We start from the raw sequence: 15,976 nt of genomic DNA, 5'->3' as shown, positions 1-15,976 counted from the left end.
TCGAGCGCTCATAAAATCTACCGCACATCGGTATCAACCTGCTGAATGAAGAAAACAATCTTTCAGCAAGCAGGTTGCTATCATAAATCTGGTTCTTACCAGTCGGATTGGGGTACAGTAACTATATCTGTACATAGAAAGGAAGAGGTGAATGGACGATTATAATCAACGGCCTCCTCATGAGGACGAACATCCTGAAATCATTGATCCACAAAAACGTGAAGAGCCACCTCGCTATGAACCACCAACTTCAACTCCGCCAAAAGTAAAGCGACGCGGCGGCTTTTTGCCTGCTTTATTCGGAGCGGTTCTAGGTGGACTGATTGTTTGGTTTCTGATGAATTCTTCAGTAGGTAAGGAAGAAGGATCGTTAGGCACTCAAAATGGGCAATCAAATGACAACAATCTAACGAGTGAACAACTTTCCGTCGACATCAACACGGACGTGACAGATGTCGTCGGGGAAGTGGCCGACACCGTCGTCGGTATTACTAATCTGCAGACGGTCCGCGATTTCTGGTCTGCCACCGAAACAACGAGAGAATCAGGCAGTGGATCGGGTGTAATTTATAAAAAAGTAGGCGATAAAGCTTACATCGTTACGAATCATCACGTTGTCGAGAATTCACAAGGACTTGAAATCACTTTCGATGACGGCACAAAAGTGGAAGGAAAACTGATTGGCAGTGATATGTGGACAGACTTGGCTGTCGTGGAAATCGATGCGGCCAATGTGAATACAGTCATCAACTTCGGCGATTCAGACGCCTTAAAACGCGGTGAGCCTGTTATTGCTATTGGTAATCCGCTTGGTCTAGGGTTCGCGGGATCCGTCACGATGGGGATTGTATCCGGAAAGGATCGGTCAATTCCAATTGATTTTGATAATAACGGCACAGTCGACTGGCAAGCGGATGTCCTTCAGACAGACGCAGCCATCAACCCCGGTAACTCAGGCGGCGCACTCATCAACTTGGCCGGACAGCTTGTCGGTATCAACTCCATGAAAATTACACAGGAAACAGTCGAAGGAATCGGGCTAGCAATTCCTATTAATATTGCAATTCCAATCATCAAAGACCTTGAAAAGACAGGTACAGTCAATCGTCCGACGATGGGCGTCAGCTTATTGAACTTGAGAGACGTTCCTTCATCGCAACGCCAAGAAGTATTGAAGTTACCTAATGATGTCAAAGATGGCGTCATTGTTACGCAAGTAATGCGCAATACACCTGCAGAAGCGGCTGGTGTTCAACAATATGATCTCATTGTAGAGATGGACGGTAAGAAAATCGATGATATGGTCGGTTTACGAAAGCATCTTTACAATGAAAAAGAAGTAGGCGATACGATGAAGATGAAAGTGTATCGTGCGGGTGAGCTTGTAGAAGTAGAAATGGAATTAAGGGATGGCAACACATTCTGATTAAATCCCAATAAAGGGAGCATAAAACTGAATACAATGTTACAATTTTCATTAGGATGTAACAGAACGTTTATCCACAGCGGGTGGTATAGCAGAACAACGGCTATACTGCCCGCTTTTAAGTTCACTTTATCGACATGTGGATAAGAATGAAAAAATGTGAATAACATTGTGTAAAAAATAAGGATAGAAAGAAGTGGATATTATGAAAAGATATAGCTGTCAAAGTCATATAGATCAAGTGATAGAAGAATTCATCACAACAGAAGAAACTTTTCCAATCCTCGAAAAAATCGACATCGACGATAAGTTATCCACAACATGCGAGTACTGTGACACGCCCGCAAGTTATGTTGTGGCGAACGGATAGTCGGACACAATATGTAGATAAGTACTGTAGATATGTGTATAAGTTCTGTTTATAACTTTTTAAAAGAGGTGGACAACCTGTGAATATTACAATTGTGTCAGTTGGCAAACTAAAAGAAAAATATTTGAAAATGGGAATCGAAGAGTACACGAAAAGACTTGGAGCTTACGCAAAAATCGATATTGTCGAAGTGGCAGACGAAAAAGCGCCGGAGTCATTAAGTGAAGCCGATATGGAAATCGTGAAGAAAAAAGAGGCAGACCGCATACTCGCAAAAATCGGAGCAGATGCTCATGTTATAGCGTTAGCAATCGAAGGAAAACAAAAGACATCCGAGGCACTGTCAGCGAACATCGAATCGTTGATGACGTACGGAAAAAGCAAAATCGTTTTCGTCATTGGTGGATCACTAGGTTTACATGATGATGTCACAAAAAGAGCAGATGAGCTGCTGTCATTTTCAAAGATGACGTTCCCGCATCAGCTTATGAAGTTAGTATTAGTAGAGCAAGTGTATCGGGCTTTTCGAATAATGCGGAATGAACCATATCATAAATAACGTAGGTCTTCTCAAGTCTGAAGAGGGAGCATCTATTAGCTCTTCAGAATAAATAAAATATCATTATTCAAATAAAAAGCCGTAACCAACAAGGACTATTCTTGTAGGTTACGGCTTTTTTTAATGATTGGCATACAAAGAGGTATCCAAATTTAAAATACTGTCTATTTCGCTTTCCAAGAGCACTTCAATCCTCTTCCTACGTTTTAATCCTTTACAGATAGGCCAACCTACATTCATCAATTCAAACAAAAATCTATACGGAAAGCTTTCATACGTATAGAATAGGACAGTTGGCATTTGGTTGGTGGAAGGATGATGAATAGGTTGAAAGCATACGCTTGGCTAACTTTTTGTGTAATCGTGTGGGGAAGCAATTTTGTTTTTGGGAAGATATTAGTCCAAGATTTCTCTCCAGCACTGATCACCACGCTTAGACTTCTATTTATAGTACTTTTTTTAATTGGATTATCCTTCTACAGAGGACATTTTAAACGACTTAATAAATCCGATGTACTAGCGGTTTTCTTTCTAGGGGTTATCGGTGTTTTTATAAATCAGTGGTCTTTTTTTGAAGGTTTACAAACAGCTGATCCAACGACGTCTGCATTAATTTTGGCAACTACGCCTATTTTAACTGGTGTTTTGGCTAGCATTTTCTTAAAAGAAAAATTGACCATTCGAATGTTGGTGGGATCTATTGTTGCGATCATAGGGATTTATTTTGTTGTTGCAAAAGGGGATTTGTCTTCTTTGCATATCGATAAAGGTTTATATTGGATCGTGATTACGATGGTGACATTCGCTATTATGATTATTATGACGAGGATTCTTTCCAATCGAATTGATCCGCTTTCCATAACTTTATATTCAAACATTGTCGGCTTGATTGTGTCAATTCCTTTTGTTTTTATACTTGATACGCCCATCATAATAAGTTCTAAAGTGTCGGATTGGTCTTTATTGATCGTAACGGCTGTTGTTGTGCACGGAATAGCGACGTTGATTTGGAATAGCAACATTAGATATGTTGATGCTTCAAAAGCTTCAATCTTATCTAATTTGGAACCGTTTGTTGCTATGATAATGGGCTTAATATTACTATACAAACCTATAACGGGAGCAGAAATGTTAGGGTCACTCTTTATAGTAGGCGGGGTAGTCTTATCTACATACCAGCGAAAAAGGCTAACTAGCAGGTTAAATTAACAAGGCCACTTTAAATTTACTGTTACATGAATATCAAAATGCATTAGTTTATATTTTGGGAAAAACATACTGTTTAAATTATCGATGTTAACTAACTGATGTCAATAGTGATTCTTACTGCATCATAAGTTCTCATTCATGCTAGGGAACAACTCAACGGGTATAATGACAGGACAGACATAGTAGATATGAAAGGAGTCCATAAAAATGGCACAATCATTAAATGGAAAAACAGCATTTGTTACTGGCGCAGCAAGAGGTATTGGGAAAGCAATAGCACTTCACTTAGCAAAAGAAGGTGTCCATATTGGATTACTTGCGAGAACAAAGTCTGCTTTAAAAGAAGTGGCTGCAGACATTGAAAGTTACGGAGTGAAAGTAGCTTACGCAACGGCTGATGTCTCGTCAAAAGAGCAAGTAGATGCAGCGATAGCATCATTAACAAAAGATTTAGGCCCGGCTGATATTTTAATAAATAATGCAGGTATTGCAACATTCGGTACGGTCATGGAAATGGACCCTGAGGAATGGAAGAACATACTCGATGTGAACTTAATGGGTACGTATTATGTTACGCGTGCTGTATTACCGCAGTTAATTGAAAAAAATACAGGCGACATCATTACGATATCATCTACAAATGGTTTAAATGGAGCAGCTACTTCCAGTGCATACAGTGCATCAAAATTTGCTGTAATTGGTTTTACAGAATCACTGGCACAAGAAGTGCGACGCAATAATATTCGTGTTTCAACTTTGACACCTAGTACTGTAGCAACTGATTTAGCACTTGATTTAAACTTAATTAAAGAAAACGATGAGTCCAAATTAATACAAGCGGAAGACATTGCTGAATTTGTCGTAAATCAATTAAAATTAAGCCCGCGTGTATATGTGAAAACAGCAAGCTTCATCGCTACTAATCCATTTTAAGCTCTATACCAAGAAGAAAATAGATATAGAAAAAACACGGGACATCGAACGTAGATAATCTCGTGTTTTTTTTGTACGCCAATAAATAAATGAAGATGAATTTATCGCTCTGTGATTTATCCTCCGTACGGTTAATTCAGCAATACCGCTGTGATCCACTTTTTTGAGGGGACGATCCGATACGAGGAATGAAAACTGAGACATCTACATTACACGTTCCTCCTTAAATTCCATTAAATGCTCTCCATCAACAGCCAACCACCCGATCCCGCGAATCTCTAAGCCATACCAATGCAACCCAATCACGGATTCATCGTCATATTCCCAAACGGAAAAAGAGAATGGAGAATCCATTTAATGAAAAAGATCATTTACATCCTGCTGGTGATCGGGTTGCTGTTTGTGGCGATAGAGTTCTTTTCCCACCGGGCTAGTCAGGATCTAATTCTGGCTGAAAAGATCGGTGATTTGCTGAAACAGGGGGAGGAAAGAGTGGATCTGGCGGAATTGACCTCATTTGAATGGGATCAGGTTGCCGTGTTCGGTCCGTATACTTCCAAAGAGGAAATGGATGCGACCATGGGAATCCGGTTTAAAGGCGATAACGGTGGAATTGATATGCTTGATGATCGGTTCCTTTTAGTGTTTGCGCATAAGAAGCATGCGGTGAAAACAGTAGTCCTTTCCAGGGAGTTTGGCTCGCATCGTTATGTGACGGAGGGCAACCAGTTTTTGATTGTCGAATAAAACCCAAAGAACCTGCGTACATACAAATCCCCCATGCAGTCAGCACGGGGGATTTGGCATTCTCACTTCTGATTCGCGCCAATCTTGTCCAGCATGAACGCGTAACAGGCAGCAGCTTCCTTCAAATGATTAAAACGGCCGGATTCTCCAAAATGGCCTGCACCCATATTCGTTTTCATAACGAGGGTGTTGTCATCCGTTTTAAGCTCGCGCAGACGCGCAACCCATTTCGCTGGTTCCCAGTACCCGACACGTGGATCGTTGAGTCCGGTTGTGATATATAGATTCGGATACTCTTTCGCTTCGACATTGTCATAAGGACTATAGGATTTCATGTAGAAATAGTCATCCTTTTTCTGTGGATTTCCCCATTCATCCCATTCTAAAGTAGTTAGGGGGATGGTTGTATCGAGCATCGTTGTGACAACGTCGACGAATGGCACTTCAGGAACGATGACTTGGAACAGGTCGCCTGCCATATTGGCAACAGCCCCTACAAGTAATCCTCCTGCACTGCCTCCGCGCGCAGCTAGTTGATCCTTGGTCGTGTAGTTTTCATCGATAAGATGCTTTGCAGCAGCTATGAAGTCGGTGAACGTGTTCCGTTTGTTCTCCATCTTTCCGTCTTCATACCAGTTCCATCCCATTTCGGAACCGCCGCGTACTTGTGCTGTGACAAACACAATCCCTTTTTCAAGGAGCGGAAGTCGATATGGATTGAAGTATGGATCACTATTGGATCCGTATGAACCATAGGCGTGTAAAATGAGCGGAGCGGGTCCGTTATCGAGCGCGCCTTCGCGATAGACCATCGTCATCGGTACCTTGACACCGTCTTCTGCCGTAGCCCACAAATGCTCTTGGCGGAAGCGAGCAGGATCATATTCACCGCTGACGGGTGCCACTTGCAACTGCTGTTTCTGTCCGGAAAGCAAGTCCAGTCCGTATGTTGTTTCCGGTGTTAGTAAAGATTCATAACTGATTAAGGCTTCAGTCGTGTCATAACTCTGATTGGATAAAACCGATACGCTATATAACGGCTCATCCCATCTAATTGGCTCTAACGAATCGTCTTGCAACACCCACACTTGCGTCAATCCATTCTCCCGACCTGCTACAAGCAGCTTATCGTGAAACGGGTATACTGCCTGCAAATAACGGTCTTCGTTGTAAGGCATAACATTTGCCCGTGCGTGAATATCCGTGAGTGGACAACGTAGGAGCTGGAAGTTCGTTGCCCCTTCGTTTGTCAAGATGAGCAAGTCATCTTCCCAATGTTCGACTTGGTACAGAATGCCTTCATGGCGCGCATCCAACACTTGCAATGATGATAGCGGAGAAGCGGCGTCAAGCATACGCACTTCACTTGTCGTTTTCGACCCTGAATAAATGAAGATGAATTTACCGCTCTGTGATTTATCCATATACAAAGAAAATGTATCATCCGTCTCTTCGTAAAGCATTTCATCACTTTTTGTATCTTCACCTAAACGGTGTCGCCATAATTGAGAAGGACGCTGGTTTTCATCGACTGTAATATAAAAGAGATAATTTCCGCAATCGCTCCATTCCAAACTACCATATAAAAATACATCTGCAATTCGGTCTGGTAATAGCTCGCCCGTTGCCATATCTTTCACAAACACCGTATAGCGGTCTGTACCGTCTCGGTTTTCTAAATAGGCAAGGCGAGTATGATCGGAACTCATACGTTGCACAGTCACATTTAAATAGTCACTCTGTGTAGCGAGGTCATTTAAATCGAGCACAATTTCTTCTGATGCTTCATCCAAATGGTCGCGGCTTTCCGCTTTCTTGCGCGCGAAAATCGGATATTGTTTCGCTTTGTCCAGTAGGGAATAATAGAAATACGGACCACGTTGAATGGGGACATCCACTTCAGAATCAGGCACTCGATCCATCATGCTTTGATAGATCTGCTCCGTACTGTCTTTCAACGGTTCCATAATTTCTTTGTAATAACGGTTTTCATCCTCCAAGTATTGAATGACCTCTGGGTTTTCTTTATCTTTCATCCAATAATAATCATCTTCGCGCACATCGCCATGCAGTTCGTGGGGATGTGGAATGTGTTTTGCAATAGGTGGTTTCATCAAACTTCTCCTCTCGATCTTTCGGTATACGTATTATTTTCGAGATACGAATGAGGAAACCCTCTTTTTCCCGCGGACTCTATGCATTGCCCTTCATAGAACTACGATTTATCTTTAAAACACAACAATTGTCATAAGAATAGATTCGATGCAAGCTATACTTTACTTCAGGGGTGGGGCAGATGAATGAATATATACAGCAAATGATTGATTGGATTGAGGGGCGTTTAAAAGATGTGTTTTCGCTAGAGGATTTAGCAAATTATATGGGGTATTCCCCTTATTATTGTTCGTTTAGATTTCATCAGGCAACAGGGATAAGCATTAGAAGATACATTCTTCTGAGAAGGTTGTATGTATCTACGGAAGATTTAGTGAAAAACCGGAAGATTATAGACATAGCGTTTGACTATGGTTACTCCTCTCAAGAGGCCTACAGCAGAGCGTTTAAAACAGTGTTTGGAATTAGTCCGAGAGAATTTCAACTCAATCAAAAGCCTGTCCAATCGTTTCCCAAGTTGATGTTTTACGAAAGAAGGGGTGGCGTTACGATGAATAGAGAAGCAGAGGTTATCCAACTAAAAAACCAGAAAAGTGAATTGTTTGACCAGGATGTGTTAAATATATTGAATGGACAAATGATGTACGATGAATTTTACAGTAAGAAGCTTATGGGAGAATCTGATTATGCACCCTTCAATGAAGCGATGTGTGTACATGCAACAACAACGCCCATTTTCGATAATAATTTTATAGAAGTGCGTGCAAAGGGGCACGGCGTAACGGTGGAAAACTACAACAATAAAGTCATCAAACCTTTATCGAATCTATTTGAGAAGGACTATACCTATATTGTTTTATGGTTCGGCGAAGATATGTTTTGTCAGATGAATTTGTTGACACTTCTAGCGTACCTTGAACAATCCGATTACAAAGGTCGAGTATTTCTGAATAGCTTTAGGGAAGACGAGTTTAAAGTTAACCAAACAGAGATTACGTTAGGTGACTATTGTTCAGTATATGAAGAAGTATTAGTCAATCATACGAAGCCGATCCATGAACTGTTTCCGCTCATGTATCAAGCGATCGAGATATTTTTAGGTATGCAGACGGAAAATAATCCTGTCACTGCTTATATTTTGAAGAATAAACAGCTCCCACAATCTCAATTGCTTACACAACTATTCAAGCTTTTCCCGACTGTAGGATATGGAGATACACAATATATTGAGTTAATTAACAAAATAAAATAATTGGAACGAATGACAAGTACTAGCTCAAAACAACTGATGTTAATCGTAATCAACCGTAAAAAGCTTTATACTAAGGTCAACCGTAAAACACGAAAGGATTAAGGTGATATTCATGAATAATAATGACATTCTGAGCAGGTTGAGATATGCACTCGACATAAAAGATGTGGAAATGGTCGAGATATTTGGGCTGGGTGGCATTCAAACAACGAAGGAAGAAGTAAAAGAAATGTTGACGAAAATGAAAAATACAGATGCTGATGAGGAAGACACGGAATATGGGAGAACGATTGATAACACGACATTAGAGTCCTTTTTAAATGGCTTTGTCACGTTGAAAAGAGGTGTACAGGAGGACAAGCAGGGAAATCGTCAAACCCAGTTTCTCATGTCTTCTACTAACCGCAACGTCAATAATATCGTCCTGAAGAAATTGAAAATCGCACTTTCTCTCACTAGTGAGGATATGATCGCTATTTTACATGAAGCCGGAGTTGAACTATCCAAAAGTGAATTGAGTGCAGTGCTCCGTAAAGAAGGTCATCGGAATTATAAGGAGTGCGGTGATCGATATGCGCGAAACTTCCTAAAAGGGTTGGCATTACGATATCGGGATTAATGATGAAAAACCCCGAAAGTAAGCGAGCAGCGCTTACTTTCGGGGTGCATTTCAAAAAAGGTTGGTTGGCTTGTGAATGTCTGTTATTCCTTGTGATAGGCTTCTAAGAATTCTTTTACCTTACTTGAATCAGCTACAAGTTCGTTTCCTGTATCAACGAGCGGGCTGACTGTCGAGTAGGCTTTTTTCTTATTACCGTGGTAATAATTTAAGAACTCGTCTTGATTGATAGAGAATAATACAGCTTTACGTAAGTTTTCACTCTGTGAAACCTTGCGGCCGGCAGTATTGAATTGCAAGTAAGCAACGGCATTGCTGTCGCTCTTTTGAAGCAGCAAGTTATCTGCTTTTTCTACGAGGTCGTACTTCGTTTCGGGAACGCCGTTAAAGAGATGAATCTCACCGTTACGTAATGCTGAGAGGGCACTATCTGTGTCATCGATGAAGCGTACAATTACAGTTGAGATTTTAGGTTCAAATTCACTACCTGTGCGATATCCAGGGTTTTTAACGAACTCTGCCTGATAATCATTTTTCTTCACGAGAATATAAGGTCCGCTTGCATAGAGCTGGTTGTTATATTTTGCACCTTCAGTTATTGTCCGCTGATCTCCATATGGAATATCCGTATCCAAGTTAAAGGATGCAACATCATATGTGTTTATATTCTTTACTTGTTTTTCTGAAACAATTCCCGCGGATTGGTGTGCCAAGTAATTTAAGACTTGTGGGAACGGTTCGGTCGTTGTGACTTTGACGACTTGATAATCGCCTTTGCCGTTGTCGGCTTCTGTTTTATGTTCTACAATTCCGGATAGTTTTGTCTTGAGCCCCTGTTCAAGTTTTTCTAGAACAGTTTCTTCGCTGCCGGAAATTTTTGTATTCTTTAGCTCTGTTAGATCAGTGACAATTTCAGCGCTTTTAATACGTTCGTGTAAGCTGTATGTCCGGTGATCCGGCACGGAATCTTTGTCTTTAGCACGTTCTAGTGAGAACACAACATCTTCTGCACCAACACGTTCACCAGAATCGATGACATTTCCATCCGAGACAGATGCAAAGTGAATGTCATCGCGAAGAAGGAAGTAATAGTCTGAATTCCCTTCAGCCATTGCATAATTATGAGATAGTGAACCATCAGAAACCACTTCGTCTTCATCTGTTAGGTTGACGAGTCTCACGTACATATTGGTGTTAAGTGTATTTATTGAGCCATCATTTCCTTTGATCGGATCCAGCGACGTTAAGTCACCAATGGCTTGTTGTGTAATAAGAGGTTCAGTAGTACGTTTTGCCCCGTCTTTGAAGTCAATTGTTTCCCAAGCCACTGCACGGGATTTTGCCAGTCTAACGGTATCCGGATTCAATACCTCTTTGTTTACCCCCTGCGCTTTAAAGGAATTATAGAGTGGAGCGATGAATGCTTTTTCCGTTACAAGTTGCTGTTCAAGTTCCTTGTATGTGTTCGTATATTCGTCTGCGGTTTCTCTACTTGCCTGGTCGATTAATTCATCCACTTTAGCATCCTTGACGAGACTGTTTGCTCCGTCAGTTTTGAAGAGCGCACGGACGGCATAGTCGGGGTTACCGGTAACTGTCGTCCAGCTCGATAGGGCAATGTCAAAGTTTCCTGCGTCTTTTTGTGCCGAAAAAGATCCATAATCCGGCTGGATGTTTAGTTTGACGTCAAAACCATTTTTGATGAGCTGATCTCGCACAATATTTAAGTCTTCTTCACCCGCCGCCGTTCCAAGGACTTCAATTTGTACTTTCTCATTCGAACTGCCTTTACCGCCATCTTCTTTGCCTTCACTTTCAACCTCTGATTTTGTTTTCACACAGCCTGCAAGCACGAGCACTAGCAGCAGGGTCAGTGTTAATAGTTTCTTTTTCATCGATAAATTCCTCCAATTTTTTAGTTGTTAATCAAGCTTAGGATCTAGTGCATCTCGTAATCCATCACCCAAGAAGTTGAATGAAAGGACAAGCAATACAATTGCAAGGCCGGGGAAAATAGCGAGATATGAATTTGTTTCAAGATACGTACTTCCGACTTTCAAAATATTTCCCCACTCTGGAATATGGGGCTCAACGCCAAGGCCTAAGTAACTAAGGCTACTTGTTGCAATGACTGCACCGCCGATGGTTAAGGTGGACTTTACAATCATCGGAGCGAGTGAATTTGGTACGACCTGCTTAAACAGTATGGAAAAGTCGGATGCACCTAGCGCTTTTGCAGAATCGACAAAATCATAGTTTGAAACCATGAGGACATTCGCACGCATTGTTCGGGCATATGTTGGAATGGCTCCAACGCTTAGCGCAATAATCAAATTGACAGTATTAGCGCCAAATGCAGCGATAATAGCGATTGCCAGTAAGATACCAGGAATGGAATACAGAATATCGAGCAAACGCATAATCCAATTGTCCATGCGATTGCTGTAATATCCGGCAATTGCTCCAAGGAATCCGCCGATTATGCCGGGAAGCAGCGTTGATGCGAACCCGACGAGCAGCGAGATCCGAGCACCAAACACAATTCTTGAAAACACATCGCGTCCAAAGTTATCCGTCCCAAACGGGTAAGCGAGACTAGGAGATTGTAAAATGGTACTGTAATTATTCTCCACGGCAAGTGCATAGTCGAATGTGAAGTGACTCGTAATCGAAATGCCTAGCATAAGTAGGATGAAAAACATGCCTAGTGTTGCGGTAGAATTTCGAGTGATTTTTTCCCACATCACATTCCACTTCAATAGTCTGGAAGTGTCAAAGCGTTTGGATTTCATCAACAGACTCCACCCTAGAAGTAATGCAAATAAGTTACCTGTAACTGCTGTGGCCATTAAAATAATAGCTAAGATAGACATCCACCCTGGGGCTTCATACTCTCTCACATAACGGACTGTCAAGATCAGAACGAATAAGTAAAACAGAGCAATGAACAGAAGAATCACCATAGCTGGTAGAAATGTGTCGCTGACATATGGTTTAAAAAAATTCACAGAGCTGATTGCAATAATCGCTAGTTGAGTCAGTAACATATACACCGCAAATGTGTATTCAGGTGTCTTCCTCTTATTGATTAAGTTAAAAGCAAAAGCAGCAGCAAAAACATTGCCCGTCAGCAAGCTGGCTAATTGGATATAACCTAAACGTCTTGTTGTTGTACGAATTTCTCCCGTATCGAGCAAGTCTTTTTTCATTTTCCACGTCAGGAATAATTGGAACAAGGATGTCAACATGTAAGCACAGAATAAGGCAAATACAAAAGGGTTTAGCTCTCCTGTTGAAGTTGAAAAACTATTCCACAAGATGATTCCAGCCAGAACTAACGACAGAATCCATGTGAAATTGGCTTGAGGATATTCTATTGACGTTGCTAATGCATGACGATTAGTTAAGGAATCTTTCATGCCTTACACCTTCTTTACGATTGGTTTATCTTAGAACGGATTCTTGGGTCTAGGAATGCGTATAGGATATCAATAAGTAAATTGACTAACGAGATTGTAATCGCAATATAGACAACCCCGCCCATGATAGCCGGGATATCAGGAATGAATTGCTTATCAACGATGTAACTTCCAATCCCTCTAATATTGAAGACCTTTTCCGTTACGGCGGCGCCTCCAAGCATGCCTCCGAACAACAATCCAATAACAGTAATGACCGGTATCATTGCATTTCCAACAGCGTGTTTCCATAACACCTGTCCTTTGGATAGTCCCTTTGCCCGTGCAGTGATGATGTAGTCTTCGTGAATGATTTCAAGTAACGATGAGCGCATCATTCTAGCGATGGAAGCCGTGAGTGCAGTTCCAAGAACGACTACGGGCATAATCATCGATAGGTAATTGCCGGGACTATATGTAGCCGGAAGCCAATTAAGTTTGATCGAGAAATTCAGTATGAAGATAAGTCCTTGCCAAAAGTTTGGAATCGATAATCCAATCAACGCAATGAACATGAACGAGTAATCCAAAAATGAATTTGGGCGAGTTGCAGATAGAATACCAACTGGAATCGCTATGACAATTGCCATGATGACGGAAAAAAGAGCAATTGTTAAGGTAACTGGAAATTTATTTGCGATGCTTGTAGCGACATCTTCATTCCCTGCAAACGAAGAACCTAGATCGAATGTAGCGATTCCTATGAGTGCATTCCAAAGCTGTTGCCAGTAGGAGAGATCCAGCCCGTGCAACTGGTTGAATGCTGTAATCTGTTCCCGTGTCGCCGATTCCCCAAGAATGTTGGAGGCGGGATCGAATGGTGAGATATAAAGAATCGTAAACACCAACACTGTAACTCCCATAATTACAAGCACACTTTGTAAGAGTCTTTCTACAATATAAGTTAGAAAAGGAGTGCTAATCAGCAATAGAATTACATACATCAGAATTCCTGGAATGAAAGTAAGAAGTAAAAAATAAGGCTGCTTTACTAGTGATTGGAAATACGGCCAATATGTGTCCTTCTGTAGTCCGTTTTGAGTCAGAAAATTGTCGGTATACTTGGCAATCTCTTCTTCTTGTCTTTTTGCCACTAACTTTTCGGCCATCTTTTGTATGTTTTGATCGCTGTTATTTTCATGGAAGAAGTTACGTTTTCGCACGAGTTGATCTACATATTCAGCATGCCATTGATTGGCTAATTGTTTCTCTGATAGTTCCGATCGCAAAGTATTCGAAACGGTATCGCGGTTTTGCTCCTTCTTTCTAGTCAAGTAAATAAAATAAACGACTAGGTGAACGGGAAGTGCTACCAGAACTAACAAAGCCTGAACGATTTTCTTTCCTTGAGCTTCCTTGAAAGATTTCTCAAGAAGTGAAGCTAAAGTGTGCACCAAATTAATCCACCACCTTTTATATTGTTTAATTCCGATTGGTATACTAGACTATAGTCAAAGAGATAATGTTTGTCAATTCTATTGTTCAAATTTAGTTTTGATGACAAAAAGGGAGGATTTCCTGTGGAACCCATTTTAAGAGTGAAGGATTTACACGTGTCTTTTACAATGAGAGACGAAGATTTCAACGCAGTCCGTGGTGTTAGTTTTGAAGTGAACCAAGGAGAAACCCTTGGTATAGTGGGGGAATCAGGTAGTGGGAAAAGTGTAACTGCTCGATCCATCATGCGTTTATTACCATCGCCGCCTTCGTATATGAAAGAGGGAGTTATAGAGTTTCAAGGAGAAAACCTGAACGAAAAGACCGAAAAAGAAATGGAAGGTATTAGAGGGAAAGGAATCGGAATGATTTTCCAAGACCCAATGACTTCTTTAAACCCGACAAAAGTAGTCGGGAAACAAATTTGTGAAAGCATTATGAAACATATGGATGTATCAAAGACAGAAGCGAAGAAAGAAACAATTGAACTGCTAAAAATGGTTGGCATTAAAGATAGTGAAGTTCGCTATAACCAATATCCTCATGAATTCTCAGGAGGCATGCGTCAACGGGTCATGATTGCAATGGCGCTGGCTTGTAAACCAGCTCTTCTAATTGCGGATGAGCCGACAACTGCGTTAGATGTAACCATTCAAGCTCAAATCTTGACGCTTATGAAACATATTCAACAGCGATTTGGCACATCCATTATTTTAATTACACATGATTTAGGTGTAGTAGCAGAAATGTGTGATCGTGTCGTAGTTATGAAGAAAGGGGAGATTGTTGAAGGCGGAACAACGTTAGAAGTGTTTGAAAGCCCTCAACATCCCTACACTAGGAAGTTATTGAATGCATTGCCTAGACTGGATGAAAAGAAGAAAGAGAAACAGGTATCGCAACTTCCTGAAGAAATTGACAAAACGGTTCCTCTCATTCAAGTAAATTCGCTTAAACAGCACTTTGACAGTGGCAAAAAGGGACTGACTAAGGCAGTTGACGATATCAGTTTTTACATTCGTCCAGGTGAAACGTTAGGTCTAGTAGGTGAATCGGGATCCGGGAAATCGACAACCGGCCGTGCAATTTTGCGGCTGGACGAACCGACAAGTGGAGAAGTACTGTACCAAGGAATGGCCATCAACCGATTTTCCCAGAAGGAAATGAAGAGTATGAGAAGGCATATGCAGATGATTTTCCAAGACCCGTATTCTTCGTTGAATCCACGTTTAAAAGTGCTTGATATAATCGGTCAGGCATTGGACATCCACCGTATCAGTAAAAACAAAACAGAGCGTAAAAAAAGGGTGGAGGAACTGCTCACGATGGTTGGGCTGGAACCTGAGCATGCCATGCGTTATCCTCATGAATTCTCTGGTGGGCAACGTCAAAGAATTGGTATTGCAAGAGCCTTGGCTGTGGAACCGAAGTTCATCGTTTGTGATGAACCATTATCCGCACTTGATGTATCCATTCAAACGCAAATTGTAAAGCTGCTAGAGAAGTTACAACACGAACTGGGTCTTACTTATTTATTCATAGCTCATGATTTATCCATGGTAAAGCATATTAGTGATCGGGTTGCAGTCATGTATGCAGGAAAGATTGTCGAGTTGGCGGAAAGCGAAGAGTTGTACTCTAATCCAATGCATCCCTATACGAAGTTGCTGTTAGCCGCAATTCCTATCCCAGATCCGCGGATAGGAGCAAACAAACATCGTGAATTCAACGGAGAAGAGCAAACGGAAAGAACGTTCAATGTTGAAAATACAACACTGGTAGAAGTAACGGAGGGGCATTGGGTAGCTATGTAAAGTGTATCGTCCGGTTTAGTAGGCTAGTGACAGTAAT

The 15,976-nt window shown here is 41.3% G+C and carries 13 protein-coding genes; 9 read left to right on the top strand and 4 right to left on the bottom strand.

Annotation, left to right across the window (positions count from 1 at the left end):
* Window positions 1–151: 151 nt before the first annotated feature.
* From QWT69_RS17100 to QWT69_RS17075, 6 genes are all read left to right on the top strand, one after another.
* Window positions 152–1,426, top strand: coding sequence for a S1C family serine protease (locus tag QWT69_RS17100; RefSeq protein ID WP_317967754.1), 1,275 nt, complete (start codon window positions 152–154; stop codon window positions 1,424–1,426).
* 205 nt (window positions 1,427–1,631) lie between these two features.
* A complete protein-coding gene (locus QWT69_RS17095) occupies window positions 1,632–1,796 on the top strand; it encodes a CxxH/CxxC protein (protein ID WP_317971164.1) in 165 nt (54 codons plus the stop codon).
* Between the two features lie 79 nt (window positions 1,797–1,875).
* Window positions 1,876–2,355: a 23S rRNA (pseudouridine(1915)-N(3))-methyltransferase RlmH gene (gene rlmH, locus QWT69_RS17090; RefSeq protein WP_317967752.1), complete on the top strand. Its 480-nt coding sequence runs from the start codon at window positions 1,876–1,878 to the stop codon at window positions 2,353–2,355.
* Between the two features lie 318 nt (window positions 2,356–2,673).
* The gene (locus QWT69_RS17085; RefSeq protein ID WP_317967750.1) at window positions 2,674–3,564 is read left to right on the top strand and encodes a DMT family transporter; all 891 of its coding nucleotides are present in this window, start codon (window positions 2,674–2,676) and stop codon (window positions 3,562–3,564) included.
* A 207-nt stretch (window positions 3,565–3,771) separates the two neighbouring features.
* On the top strand, window positions 3,772–4,497 hold the full coding sequence (locus QWT69_RS17080) for a 3-ketoacyl-ACP reductase (RefSeq protein WP_317967748.1): 726 nt from the start codon (window positions 3,772–3,774) through the stop codon (window positions 4,495–4,497).
* 357 nt (window positions 4,498–4,854) lie between these two features.
* Complete coding sequence (locus tag QWT69_RS17075) at window positions 4,855–5,244, top strand: hypothetical protein (RefSeq protein WP_317967746.1); 390 nt, start codon at window positions 4,855–4,857, stop codon at window positions 5,242–5,244.
* Between the two features lie 62 nt (window positions 5,245–5,306).
* Here QWT69_RS17075 and QWT69_RS17070 read toward each other — a convergent pair whose 3' ends face one another.
* Window positions 5,307–7,358, bottom strand: coding sequence for a S9 family peptidase (locus tag QWT69_RS17070; protein ID WP_317967744.1), 2,052 nt, complete (start codon window positions 7,356–7,358; stop codon window positions 5,307–5,309).
* A 182-nt stretch (window positions 7,359–7,540) separates the two neighbouring features.
* Between QWT69_RS17070 and QWT69_RS17065 the strand changes: the two genes are divergently transcribed.
* Complete coding sequence (locus tag QWT69_RS17065) at window positions 7,541–8,611, top strand: helix-turn-helix transcriptional regulator (RefSeq protein WP_317967742.1); 1,071 nt, start codon at window positions 7,541–7,543, stop codon at window positions 8,609–8,611.
* Between the two features lie 106 nt (window positions 8,612–8,717).
* On the top strand, window positions 8,718–9,230 hold the full coding sequence (locus QWT69_RS17060; RefSeq protein ID WP_317971162.1) for a YehS family protein: 513 nt from the start codon (window positions 8,718–8,720) through the stop codon (window positions 9,228–9,230).
* Window positions 9,231–9,313: 83 nt separating this feature from the next.
* Here QWT69_RS17060 and QWT69_RS17055 read toward each other — a convergent pair whose 3' ends face one another.
* Genes QWT69_RS17055 through QWT69_RS17045 form a run of 3 tightly spaced genes read right to left on the bottom strand, consistent with a single transcriptional unit; the run spans window position 9,314 to window position 14,085 of the window.
* The gene (locus QWT69_RS17055; RefSeq protein ID WP_317967740.1) at window positions 9,314–11,125 is read right to left on the bottom strand and encodes an ABC transporter substrate-binding protein; all 1,812 of its coding nucleotides are present in this window, start codon (window positions 11,123–11,125) and stop codon (window positions 9,314–9,316) included.
* A 27-nt stretch (window positions 11,126–11,152) separates the two neighbouring features.
* Complete coding sequence (locus tag QWT69_RS17050; RefSeq protein ID WP_317967738.1) at window positions 11,153–12,649, bottom strand: ABC transporter permease; 1,497 nt, start codon at window positions 12,647–12,649, stop codon at window positions 11,153–11,155.
* Between the two features lie 14 nt (window positions 12,650–12,663).
* A complete protein-coding gene (locus QWT69_RS17045) occupies window positions 12,664–14,085 on the bottom strand; it encodes an ABC transporter permease (protein WP_431312300.1) in 1,422 nt (473 codons plus the stop codon).
* 123 nt (window positions 14,086–14,208) lie between these two features.
* Here QWT69_RS17045 and QWT69_RS17040 point away from each other — a divergent pair, with 123 nt between their 5' ends.
* The gene (locus tag QWT69_RS17040) at window positions 14,209–15,939 is read left to right on the top strand and encodes an ABC transporter ATP-binding protein (protein WP_317967736.1); all 1,731 of its coding nucleotides are present in this window, start codon (window positions 14,209–14,211) and stop codon (window positions 15,937–15,939) included.
* Window positions 15,940–15,976: the final 37 nt, after the last annotated feature.

Source organism: Sporosarcina oncorhynchi, from assembly GCF_033304615.1.
GTDB lineage: Bacteria > Bacillota > Bacilli > Bacillales_A > Planococcaceae > Sporosarcina > Sporosarcina oncorhynchi.
This window is presented reverse-complemented; position numbering and strand designations above follow the sequence as displayed.